General features: G+C 64.8%; 9 protein-coding genes. 3 read left to right on the top strand and 6 right to left on the bottom strand.

The annotated features are described in order from the left end of the window. Positions 1 to 23: 23 nt before the first annotated feature. From dbpB (D7X74_RS09230) to queE, 5 genes are read right to left on the bottom strand one after another with little or no spacing between them, the layout of a single operon-like run. Positions 24 to 1,226: a DGQHR domain-containing protein DpdB gene (gene dbpB / locus D7X74_RS09230; protein ID WP_120532560.1), complete on the bottom strand. Its 1,203-nt coding sequence runs from the start codon at positions 1,224 to 1,226 to the stop codon at positions 24 to 26. Between the two features lie 25 nt (positions 1,227 to 1,251). Continuing rightward, complete coding sequence (gene dpdA / locus D7X74_RS09235) at positions 1,252 to 2,514, bottom strand: tRNA-guanine transglycosylase DpdA (RefSeq protein WP_120532561.1); 1,263 nt, start codon at positions 2,512 to 2,514, stop codon at positions 1,252 to 1,254. Next, positions 2,511 to 3,650 carry a DGQHR domain-containing protein DpdB gene (dbpB, locus tag D7X74_RS09240; protein ID WP_120532562.1) on the bottom strand — a complete coding sequence of 380 codons (1,140 nt, stop codon included), beginning with the start codon at positions 3,648 to 3,650 and terminating at the stop codon, positions 2,511 to 2,513. The genes dpdA and dbpB (D7X74_RS09240) overlap by 4 nt, the downstream gene beginning before the upstream one ends. Next, complete coding sequence (locus tag D7X74_RS09245; protein WP_120532563.1) at positions 3,647 to 4,603, bottom strand: hypothetical protein; 957 nt, start codon at positions 4,601 to 4,603, stop codon at positions 3,647 to 3,649. The genes dbpB (D7X74_RS09240) and D7X74_RS09245 overlap by 4 nt, the downstream gene beginning before the upstream one ends. 13 nt (positions 4,604 to 4,616) lie before the next feature. Beyond that, on the bottom strand, positions 4,617 to 5,264 hold the full coding sequence (gene queE / locus D7X74_RS09250; RefSeq protein ID WP_120532564.1) for a 7-carboxy-7-deazaguanine synthase: 648 nt from the start codon (positions 5,262 to 5,264) through the stop codon (positions 4,617 to 4,619). A 664-nt stretch (positions 5,265 to 5,928) separates the two neighbouring features. Between queE and D7X74_RS09255 the strand changes: the two genes are divergently transcribed. Further along, positions 5,929 to 6,156 (top strand): hypothetical protein, encoded by a 228-nt coding sequence (locus D7X74_RS09255; RefSeq protein ID WP_120532565.1) that lies wholly within the window; start codon positions 5,929 to 5,931, stop codon positions 6,154 to 6,156. Here D7X74_RS09255 and D7X74_RS09260 read toward each other — a convergent pair. Further along, entirely contained in the window at positions 6,137 to 6,907 is a 771-nt protein-coding gene (locus tag D7X74_RS09260; protein ID WP_120532566.1) for a bifunctional 2-polyprenyl-6-hydroxyphenol methylase/3-demethylubiquinol 3-O-methyltransferase UbiG, read from the bottom strand. The two genes, D7X74_RS09255 and D7X74_RS09260, sit on opposite strands and share 20 nt — an antisense overlap. Positions 6,908 to 7,134: 227 nt before the next feature. Between D7X74_RS09260 and ptsP the strand changes: the two genes are divergently transcribed. Further along, the gene (ptsP, locus tag D7X74_RS09265) at positions 7,135 to 9,636 is read left to right on the top strand and encodes a phosphoenolpyruvate--protein phosphotransferase (protein WP_120532567.1); all 2,502 of its coding nucleotides are present in this window, start codon (positions 7,135 to 7,137) and stop codon (positions 9,634 to 9,636) included. Beyond that, a partial coding sequence (locus D7X74_RS09270; protein WP_233602034.1) for a 1-phosphofructokinase family hexose kinase occupies positions 9,633 to 10,246 on the top strand: 614 nt, incomplete at its 3' end. The genes ptsP and D7X74_RS09270, both read left to right, overlap by 4 nt.

A 10,246-nucleotide genomic window follows, 5' to 3' on the forward strand; every position in this document is an offset into this window, starting at 1 on the left:
CCATCGTCAGCCATCAATTCGGTTCACCTAGGCACAGATGTCTTCATTGCCTTCCGCGAACCTTTACGCGAGGCAGTCGCTTTCTGTTCCTGCGGGATGGAGGCCCCTGCCGACGCAGACCACACCCTGCTCTTGTATTGAATCATGAGGTAGTTCGTCAGCAACTCAATGTCTTTTGACGTATTCTGCACCTCATTCCACTTACGTTGCTGTCCAGGGCCGAAGTCCCAAAACCCCGCAGTCCATCGGCAGGACTCCTTCAACCCAAGAAGGTCGGTTGCGAACTGGGCGGCACTGGGATGGATGCGATCACGATATCGATCGCTGATTGCATCCATGATGAGGCCCATGCTGATGATTCCTGCGCCATGCATGAGTCGCGACTTCTTCGGCGGCAGTCCCCAGCCAGCCTTGAAGACTTCCTTGACCGCAGCCCAGTAGGCGTAGAGGACGTTGAGCATCTGCTCAACGTCCACAGTCGACTCCTCCCCTGAGTTGAACCGGTACAGCACCCCGTCATTCAGACTGTTTTCCAGCATCCGCAGGATGGAGTTGTCCTTGATGAGGCCATGGGGATTGGTTGCGGTCTGGATCATCTTTTGAAGCGGCGACCCCTCCTCCAGATTCATTCGCTCCATCAACTGGGCCGGCAGACGGCGTCGGTCCAGCAAGGAAGGCAGCCGAGCGCTTGTTCCAGGCAGGAGTTCATAAATGAGTCCCTTGGGAAGCGGCTTCGTCGAATTGACCAGGATGAACTGCTCGGTCTGCTGGCCAACGTCATCCGTGATGAACGCAGTCATACAGATCGGAAACCGGTCGATATTGGCATCGCGGATTGCCGCAAGCCTCTGTTGCCCATCGACAATGAAGCCAGGCTTCCGATCATCCGCCATCTCCTCTTCAAACGGGATGGTGAGGATGCCGGCGCGCGAATAGTCGGAAGTCACTGCCTTGGAGTCAGGATGGAATTTCACCCGCGAATCAAACGCAACCACCAACGCGTTTGGAACCATGGGAGAACTGCTTTCCAGATAGGTGCGGATTTCGTCGATATGAGACAGCACCTCGGGACGCTGGTAGCCAGACAGGCCGCCATCGTCCTTGCGCCGCACGCGAGAAATGGTTGCGAACCGCGGAACCAGCTTTCCATCCACGGCGAATGTGTACAGCGTTCTGCCCTTTGACTGCTTTACCTCGATAGCGGGAAGCTTCAGCTCTTTTGGCATGTGACTCCTGTATCAGGTCGGGCCTTCAGGCCGCGCTCCCCTGCCCGAGCCCGAGTTCCTTCTCGAGCTGTTGATAGAAAGTCCAGATGTTGTGAAATCCGCGCCGACGATTTCTCTCCGCTCCGCGGAAAAGGACGACGTGATAGCGCAGATCACGGCACACGTCACACGGACACTTGCGCCAGGGAGCATCCGTGAGCGTCTGACGGTAGGCCGCCTCGTGGTTCTTCTTGGAGCCCGGATCGTAGAAACGCTCGTATTCCATCAATACCGCCAGGGCCTGGTCGACTGTCCGGCGCCCTTCATCAAAGAGCTTCATGACCTCAAGACAGGCTTTTTCCAGTTTCCGGGCGAGGTCCTGGGATACGGCACCGGACGAAACTTTTCGCTGGAGCGCCGGATTGCCCTCGACCTGGGGAATCCGAATGGCCGTGTAGTTACGCGCGGCGGTGTAGTAATTGTCCTTATCGTCCTTGAACGCCTGCCTCAGAGGAGACGTGCTGTCAAAGGATGTGATTCCCAGGCGGGCAAAGGTCTTCAGATGCTCCGTCCGGGTGATTCCAAGCAAGTGCAGTTGAATGCCTGCCTGCTTGATCTCGTGAATGGCCTCGAGACAACTGATGATCTCGTTCGACTTGAGAGGAACCATTCCTCCGAGTGCAATCGAGCGAAAGCCCATCTTCTGAAGGGCCTTCACGGAGTTCGCATAGGACAAAGGGCTCCACCCCTGGGCGACCCCTACGGGTTCAAAAGCGTAGCCACCTTTCGTGTGCCTTTTCAGGAACTCCTCCGCGAGCCGCAACGTCAACTCCCTCCGCTCGCGCAACTCCTCTGGAACAAGGTCCCTCGCTGCACCGCGAGCATCCGCCTCCGGCTTGAACAGCAGGATGACGTGGTCCAGGGAGAGGCCGTAGTCGAACTGGCAATTGCCGTAGAAGTCCAGGACCTCCTCGACGGAGTAGGGCGGCACCTCCTCCTTTACATAGGTGAAAGCACCGCAGTCGCCCATGATGGAGAGTTTCCGAGGGGCCTGGTCGAGGCGGAAGAACTCTGGAGCCCCCAGACGCAACAACCGGTGTCGCTGCGCAAGCGTATAGCGACTTCCCAGAGCGCCGTAGCCATCCACGATCCCTTTCGAGACCAGGAAGCCATCAAAAGGCGTCGACGCGAAAACCTCGTGAGCGTAGAGGTCATCCCTCTGCCGCTTTCGAGTCGTCGAGCGTCGTTCGCACTCGAAGTCGAAACTGGGATCGATCAGGTCCTGGCTGTCGGGAAAGAAGAACTTCACGCGACCGTCCGCCGGTTGCCCGTGTACGCACGAATCAGGACATGCGAGAGCAACCGAATGTGTTGGGGAGTGTTTTGAATCTGATTCCAGGCAAGGCCCGATTCCTCCCAGTGTCCCTCCGTCCATCGGCATACGTGCCGGATGCCGAGGAGTTCCGCCTTTACCAGTCGCGGAGCGCGCGCTCCATTGATGTCGATGTTGCTCATGACCTTGTCCATCAAGCGTCCCATCGCGCGAACCCCGGTCCCATGCATCAACCGGCTTCGTGATGGAGGGAGTCCCCATGCCTCTGGGAAGACCTCTTTCACGGCCGTCCAGAACAGGAGGAGCATCTTGCGAATCGAGTCAAAGTCGGTTTCCAAAGTGGCGACGTTCCGATAGGGAAACAGGCAACCCGTCAAATGGGTCAAGCTCTCCTTGATCATCGTCACGATTGCCATGTCGGTGATGATGGCGTTACGACGGGCTTCCGCATCCATGGAATTGCGCCGAATGAGCCCCTTGAAGGGTGATTCTCGGTCCCGATTCAACAAGTCGCAAAGGGCGGCGGGAACCCTTCGCGCCGCCAGGTTTGGTGGCAACAGAGTCCCGACTTCCGGCAGGAGTTCAGTGATGAGGCCACGAGGAAGTGGCTTGCTGCTGTTGACCCGCAGGAACTGATCCCGCTGCACATCGACTTCGTCCGCGATGAACGCATTGACGGGTACGAGCAGATCCTGGCGACGGCACTGAGCCAGGGCCAGGGCCCTCTGCTGACCATCGACGATCCAAGCAGGCCGGGGCTGCCCTGGTGCGGGGATTGGAATACAGAGCACCCCGGATTCGAGTTGCCCCCCATCCACGCGCGGCCCCAGCTCCTTCTTGAAGATGACGGCGGAGTTCAGTGCAAGAATGATAGGGTTTGGAAAGATGACCTCTTCGCTGTCGAGGTACTCCGTGATGTTTCGAACGTGCCGCTTCACCTTGGGGCGCTGATATCCCTGAAGACGACCTTCGGCATCGCGAAATACACGCGAAATGTCAGCCACAGCCTGCAGTTCCTTCGCGCTCAGGGCGAACAGGAAAAGGGGATGCCGTGGCGTCTGGATGACGCGAATGGCACGTCGCTCGACAACCTCACGCTTTGCTCTCTTCATGTGTTCTCCTGAACCTTGACGAAGAGACTCTTGAAGCGGTGTTGCTCACACGCGAACTGCTGTGCCCGGAGTTGCTTCAACCCCGCACTCCACGATTTTACCCCTCCATCCATTGCCTGACGGATGAAGGCGCACACGTCATCATCCGTCATCGGCTTGCGGTTGTAGCGATGGAGCGGAGCGCTCTGCTGGACAAGTTGTCGGTACTCCTTCTGGACTTCAGGAGCATTCAAGCCCCCCCCTGACGAGGTCAGCAGAATCTCGCGTGCCACCCGGGCATGGAGCCCCAAGCGAGACCCCCCCAACCGTTCCTGATGATGAGCGCTCGAGGGGATCCAATAGGGCGCGAGCACCCCTTGTGCCAGTGGCGTGGGCGCAGACACCACCAGCAACCGCTCCGGATGATGAAGATACCCAGCAGCATTGCTGAGATCGGTCGCGAGGGCTGTGATGTAGAGCGGAGAGGCGACAACCAGGAAGTTGGCTTGCGGCTGGTTTCGCGCCAGTTGACTGAGGGAACGCGCTTGATGGCGTGGAGCCCCTCCGCAACCGGACAATGTCTTCCACCAGACCTGGAGTTGTTCGGCGGAGGAATGACCCTTCGCATCGCGCACCACCGAGTCGGCATGACCTCGAGCAAAGGTCGCGGAATAGGGCCGAACCAAAGCTTTCTCGGAGATGAGCCCGTACCCTGCCGAGGCAATCCAAAGGCTAGGGGTGAACCCCCGCTCCCGCGCGATGGCGGAGAGTCCCAGAACGACGCTCCAATGCTCGCCAGCATAGAGCTGACTGGCAGGTCTCGTCGGATGCGCGTTGGAACTCAGCCGCTGCCACCAAGCTCGTGCGCGGGCCTCCGCATCTGCCCCCTGGGTATGACGCAACCGGAGAGACTCCGGTACCGGGAGATGCTTGCGATCCGTACAACTCGCGATGATGTGCAGCGTGTTCCCCATGGAGCCACTCGCCTCAGGGAATTCCCAGCACCTTGTGCATCTGGAGCCCCAACCGCCACTGCGGATGCTCCAGGCAGTACTCAAGGGCCACTTGTGTATTCCGCACGCGGTCCGGTCCATCCATCGGCTGAAGGATGAAATGGGAGAATCCCAGTGCCTCGAAGCGCTCCGGTTCGAACCCCAGTTGGGGGAAGACGAGCTTCAACTCATTGCCAGTCCGCTGCACCAATTCGGTGCCCGCTTTCGGACTCACACAGATCCAGTCCACTTCCGACGGGACGGGACGCGTTCCATTGGTTTCCACAGCAACCTGGAATCCTCGAGCATGAAGCGCATCCAGGAGCGGTACATCCAACTGGAGAAGTGGCTCTCCACCCGTGCACACCACCATGGACTGGGCCTTGGGTCGTTCCCGTGGCCATGCCGAGGCAACAGCATCGGCCAGGATCGACGCGGAGGCAAAGCGCCCACCGCCAGGACCATTCGTTCCCACGAACTGGGTGTCGCACCATCGGGAACAACCGCCCGTGCCGCGTTCCCGGTCTCGTTCGAGGCCGCTCCACAGGTTGCAGCCCGCGAAGCGGAGGAACACGGCGGCACGACCCGCCTGAGCTCCTTCACCCTGCAACGTGTAGAAAAGCTCCTTGACCGCGTAGCTCACGGAGCGGACTCCCGAACATTTTTCGCCGCTTGGCGGACCACGTTCCTCTTCCTCCACTACCCACATACGGCAAGGCGCCGCACCTCATCTCGCACGCAGGGATTGTTCCGGGCAGTGATGCGGCTTCTACATCATGCCTCCGCTGCTCCGGAGGTCGAGGAAATGGTTCCTCTCTAACAGGCGCTACAGGTCACTCCTCTACCTCTTCAAACCGCACCTGCACGCACTGGTCGCGCGAGGCCTCGACTCGCCTGCGAGGTGAACCGTACTTGGAGTGCATACCGCATGCTCGTCAGAGGTCCTGCCACTTCGGCCCTGCGTTCAACCCTGGAGGTCCAGCGCGACTGGGCGTTCCGGGCAGCACGCGCCCTCCGTCATCGAATGCACCTACAACGCGTCACTGTCGTACATGTTCACGGCCTGGACGGTCCCAACTATCAGGGAGCGTTGGTTCCAGGAACAGCGACGCAGGAGCGGGCAGCAGCGTCTTGCTGGAACAACAGCGCTAGACGCTGGGGCACACCCGCATACGTCTCCGCTACGCCGTCTTGACTACTGCTGTAGTCATGGCATATCCCTTCGTGACTACAACTGTCGCCAAGAGGGTGCCGTGGACAGAACGCCGAGCGGATGGACAGAGCGTGACGGACAGCGGTGGCTCCCGGTGCTGCGGGACACACTGGGGTGGCTGGTGGCGCTCCAGCTCCTGGTGGCGCTGGTCTGGGTGGGACCGCTGCACCCGACGCGACTCCCCGTGTCGCTCGACACGCTGCGCACCCGGGCGCGACAGGCCCAGGTGCTGTTCAAGGCCGCCGCCACCGTGCGCCACCACGCCCTGCCCTTCGTGCGCCTGGAGCTGGAGTCCTGGTGGCTCAGGGTTTCCGAACGGTGATGAGCGGCTGGTAGAAGCCGCTCTCCTCCGGCGAGTACCAGCGCGGATCCACCAGCCCCGCCTGCGTGAGCGCGCGCTCCAATTCCAGACGCTCCAGCAGCCGGTAGATGCCGGTGTGCTCGGTGGTGTGCCAGATGCCGGACTCCTGGCGCAGGATGAACTGGCGCACCGTGTACTGCCGGTCGTCCACCGCCCAATCCCAGACCTGGAAGAGGACGCGGCGGCCCAGCGGCGTGTCCAGCACGCGCTCCGCCGTGAAGCGCGGCCGCTTCTCCAGCAGCGCGGCGTTGTCCCGCAGGCTCGCCACCAGCAGTCCACCGGGCACCAGGCGTGACGCCATCGCGTTCGCCGCGTCCTGCAGGTCCGAGTCCTCCAGCAGGTGCGCGAGCGCGTTGTCGCACGCCATCACCACGTCGAACGTGTCCGGCACCTGCCAGTCCAGCATCCGCATGTCCGCCACGCCCGTGGTGATGCTCACGTGCATGGCGCGCGCTTCCCGCTCCGCGCGGGCCACCGCGGACGGACTCAGGTCCGTGGCGTGCACCCCGAAGCCTCGCGCCGCAAGCCCCAGCGCCTGCGTGCCGATGCCGCACGCGCAGTCCAACACCCGGCGCGGAGGCGGCGCGCCTGAACGGCGCAGGAGTGCGTCCAGCACCGCGCCCTGCCGCTCCACCGACTGCTCCCAGTCCGCGAAGAGCAGGTGGTACTCCTCGGCCAGCCCTTCGTAGAAGTCCAGGACGCTGTCAGGCATGACGGCCTCCTCCTTAACACCCTCCCACCTGCCGTCACGCCCTCGGACGCGAGACGTTGGCTGGCGGGCGGGCCCATGCTCGCGGTGCGGGCGGGCGCACGGACTTCCACGGATTTTCCCTGCGGCGGGCTGTTACCGGGAAGACGGGACCTGGGGGACTCAACCGGCGGAGGTGGTATCCCGGGGCAGGATGCACCGTCGTCCCCCGCGGTCGCCAAGGAGCCCCGATGCTGACGTTGACACCCTCGCAGGTCCGACTGGGACGCTCCGCCGCCAACAAGGCGGAGGCCATCCGCATGGTCGGGCAGGTGATGGTGGAGTCGGGCTTCATCGCGCCCGGCTACATCGACAGCATGCTCAAGCGCGAACAGGTGTCCGCGACGTACCTGGGCCACGGCATCGCGATTCCCCACGGTCTGCCTGAAGCGCGGGACCACGTGCGCCAGACGGGCGTCGTCGTGGTGCAGTTTCCCGCCGGCGTCCCGTGGAGCCCGGAGGGTTCCGCGCGCATCGTGGTGGGCATCGCGGCGAAGTCCGACGAACACCTCCAGGTGCTCGCCAACCTCACCGGCGTGCTGGGTGATGAAACCCAATCCGAAGCGCTGGCCCACACGCGGGATCCGGCCGTCATCGTCCAGGCGCTCAACGGCGCCGCCGCCGCGCCAGAGCCCCAGGCCTCCGTCGTGACGTTCGACGGGCCGCATCTCCAGGTCACCTCCCCTTCCCCGCACGGCCTGCACGCGCGCCCGGCCACCGTGCTGGTGGAGGTGATCCGCCGCTTCCGCGCGGACGTCACCGTGCACCACGAAGGACGGCAGGCGAATGCGCGAAGCCTCCTGTCGCTCCTGCAACTGGGCGCTCGGGCCGGCACGGCGCTGACGCTCACCGCGACGGGGGATGACGCGAACGCGGTGCTCGACGCGCTCCGGGACGCGTTCCAGTCCGGGCTGGGCGAAGGGGAAGCCGTCGCGCCCACCGCGAGCGCGGCCCCGATGGCCGCCACCGTGACGCTCGACTACGAGGGCACGCTGGTGGCGGGCCTGTCCGCGTCGCCGGGCATCGCCGCCGGGCCGGTGTGGGCCTTCCAGCGGGAGCGACTGGAGGTGGAGGAGCACGCCCCCGACAGCGCGCAGGAACACCGCCGCCTGGAGGAATCCCTGGCGGGCGCGGCGGCGGAGCTGCGTCAGCTGCACGAGGGCTTCCTGCAGAAGGCCGGAGCGCAGCGGGCCGCCATCTTCAAGGCGCACCTGGAGCTGCTGGACGACCCGGAGATGTTGTCGGAGACGCACGGCCACATCGACACCGGGATGAGCGCGGGCGCGTCCTGGCGCCGCGTGTTCGAAAGCCGCGCTGACTCGCTGGCCAGGCTGGCGGAACCGACCCTGGCCGCGCGAGCCGCCGACCTGCGGGACGTGGGCCGGCGCGTGCTGCGGCCCCTGGCGAAGGTGGTGGAGGGCGAGGCCACCTTCCCGGACCACCCGGTGGTGCTGCTGGCGGAGGACCTGGCGCCGTCGGACACCGCGAAGCTGGACCCCGCGATGGTGCTGGGCCTGTGCACGGTGGGCGGCGGCACCACGTCGCACACGGCCATCATCGCGCGCTCGCTCGACCTGCCGGCGGTGGTGGCGGTGGGGCCGTCGCTGCTGGACCTGCGCAATGGACAGCACTGCATCCTGGACGGCGACGCGGGCGTGCTCGTGGTGGGCCCGTCGGAGCGGGACCGCGCGAAGGCCGCGAACCAGCGCGAGCGCACCCAGGCCCGTCGCGAGGAGGAGAAGCTGGAGCGCTACCGGCCCGCCATCACGCTGGACGGCAAGCGCGTGGAGGTGGCCGCGAACATCAGCGAGGCCGCGGAAGCGCAGAAGGCCGTCGATGCGGGCGGCGAGGGCGTGGGCCTGATGCGCACGGAGTTCCTCTTCCTCAAGCGCGACAACCCGCCCGACGAGGAGGAGCAGTTCCACGCGTACCGCACCATGGTGCGCGCGCTCAACGGCCTGCCCCTCATCCTGCGCACGCTGGACATCGGCGGCGACAAGCACGTGCCCTACCTGTCGCTGCCGGCGGAGGAGAACCCCTTCCTGGGCGTGCGCGGCATCCGGCTGTGCTTCGAACGCGAGGACCTGTTCCGCACGCAGTTGCGCGCCATCCTGCGAGCGTCGAAGGAGGGCCCGGTCCGCATCATGTATCCGATGGTCGCGATGCCCGAGGAGCTGGCGAAGGCCCGCGCCATCACGGAGTCCGTGCGGTTGGAGGTGGGCGCGGATCCGGTGGAGGTGGGCATCATGATTGAAGTGCCCTCGGCGGTGATGATGGCGGACCGGCTGGCGAGGGACGTGTCGTTCTTCTCCATCGGCACGAACGACCTGACGCAGTACGTGCTGGCGATGGACCGGGAGCACCCGGTGCTGGCACCCCAGGCGGATGGTCTGCATCCGGCGGTGCTGCGCATGGTGGACCTCACGGTGCGAGCGGCCCGGAAGGCGGGCATCTGGGTGGGCGCCTGCGGAGGCATCGCCGGAGACCCGTCGGGCGCGGTGGTGCTGTCCGGACTGGGCGTCACCGAGCTGAGCGTCGCCATTCCCAGCATCCCGTCGGTGAAGGCGCTGCTGCGGGGCCTGTCCATGGCGGACGCGGAGGCGGTGGCGCGCGAGGCCCTGGACAGCGGCAACGCGGCGGAGGTGCGGGCGTTGGTGCGCGGCCTGCTGGCGAAGAAGGGAACGAAGGCATGAGGGCGACGAAGCCGGGGGTGGTGACCGTCACCTTGAACGCGGCCATTGATCAAACGCTGGAGTGCCCGGGCTTCACGGCGGGCGCCGTCAACCGCGTGGTGGCGGAGACGCGCACGCCGGGGGGCAAGGGCATCAACGTGGCGGCGTTCCTCGCGGGAGGCTCCCGGCCGGTGACGGCGGCGGGCTTCCTGGGCGCGGACAACGTGACGCTGTTCGAAGCGTTGTTCCACGACCGGGGCATCCAGGATCGCTGCCTGCGCCTGCCGGGCTCCAGCCGCGTGAACATCAAGGTCGTGGACCGCACGAGCGGCGCGGTGACGGACCTGAACCTGCCCGGGCTCCGCGTTCCGGAGGAGGCCCTGGACGCGCTGGGGGCCACGCTGGACGCGCTGACGGAGGACCACGGCTGCTTCGTGCTGTCGGGCAGCGTGCCGGCGGGAGTGCCCGCGACCATCTACGCCACGCTGACGGAGCGCCTGCGCGCGAGGGGCGCGGTGACGGACCTGAACCTGCCCGGGCTCCGCGTTCCGGAGGAGGCCCTGGACGCGCTGGGGGCCACGCTGGACGCGCTGACGGAGGACCACGGCTGCTTCGTGCTGTCGGGCAGCGT

This window comes from Corallococcus sp. CA047B (assembly GCF_003612065.1).
GTDB classification, from domain to species: domain Bacteria; phylum Myxococcota; class Myxococcia; order Myxococcales; family Myxococcaceae; genus Corallococcus; species Corallococcus praedator.

Excerpts from the sequence above, each read along its gene's own strand:
- dbpB (WP_120532562.1), bottom strand. The coding sequence starts at position 3,650 with ATGAAGAGAGCAAAGCGTGAGGTTGTCGAGCGACGTGCCATTCGCGTC.
- D7X74_RS09260 (WP_120532566.1), bottom strand. The coding sequence starts at position 6,907 with ATGCCTGACAGCGTCCTGGACTTCTACGAAGGGCTGGCCGAGGAGTAC.
- D7X74_RS09245 (WP_120532563.1), bottom strand. The coding sequence starts at position 4,603 with ATGGGGAACACGCTGCACATCATCGCGAGTTGTACGGATCGCAAGCAT.
- dbpB (WP_120532560.1), bottom strand. The coding sequence starts at position 1,226 with ATGCCAAAAGAGCTGAAGCTTCCCGCTATCGAGGTAAAGCAGTCAAAG.
- ptsP (WP_120532567.1), top strand. The coding sequence starts at position 7,135 with ATGCTGACGTTGACACCCTCGCAGGTCCGACTGGGACGCTCCGCCGCC.